The sequence below is a fragment of the Staphylococcus sp. EG-SA-2 genome, assembly GCF_017152085.1.
In genome coordinates, this window is sequence record NZ_JACYHC010001000.1 from 1 (window position 1) to 830 (window position 830).

An 830-nucleotide genomic window follows, 5' to 3' on the forward strand; every position below is an offset into this window, starting at 1 on the left:
TTGCATTGCAGGGCAGAATGTGAGTATTTCTTAATAGAAGTTATATTAACGTTGATATATTTGAAAAATAATTGCAGTAAGAAGACTCTTAAGTTGTAGTCATCTTACTGCTTATTTATGTTTGTTGAAATAGCAAAAATAACAACTGTATTGTTTGAAAAGTTCTCTTATTATATAATAATTAATTAAAATTTTAACGGATTTCAAGAGGCCTTTTTATAATGACGCCTTATTTGTAAAATGTCATATGTGGTTTAGCCTCTTTATAATAATTTAATCTGTTCTCAAGTGTGCCAGTATGTAATTCTAGCTTATGACCATCAGGGTCAGTAAAGTAAATTGATTGTCTATCTCTAATATCTCTAACTCTTCCTTCTAAAATATTCACGTTATTATCTTTTAACCTCTGATGCCAATATTTAAATTCGCTGTCATCTATAGTGAAAGCTATATGTGTATATGAAAAGTGAATTTCATTACGTGGTATATCTTTTTCTTCATTTAAAGCAATCCATAGGCCTGCAAGCTCAAAATAAGCAGTTTTTTTACCAGTCAATAGCAATTTCCCAAGTAAAATATCTCTATAAAAATGTATTGAATCGTTTAAATTTCTGACTGAAAAGCATATATGATTAATAGATTTTAACATCTGCTTCACTTCTTTCTTAGAATTTTTATAATAAATTATTTTTGTATCGATTTTTGAAATGACGTCATTAATTTTTATACGATGATCTGAGCAACTGCATAAGAGGCTCTAATAACTTAAGTTAAAGAGCCTCTAAAAGTCCATATAAATAATCTTGGCATTGTTGTACGAATGTATGTAC

General features: G+C 28.2%; 1 protein-coding gene. It reads right to left on the minus strand.

Annotated features, from left to right (window positions below; genetic code table 11):
• Positions 1 to 229 precede the first annotated feature (229 nt).
• Entirely contained in the window at positions 230 to 649 is a 420-nt protein-coding gene (gene fosB, locus IDG60_RS17130) for a FosB/FosD family fosfomycin resistance bacillithiol transferase (RefSeq protein ID WP_000920239.1), read from the minus strand.
• Positions 650 to 830: the final 181 nt, after the last annotated feature.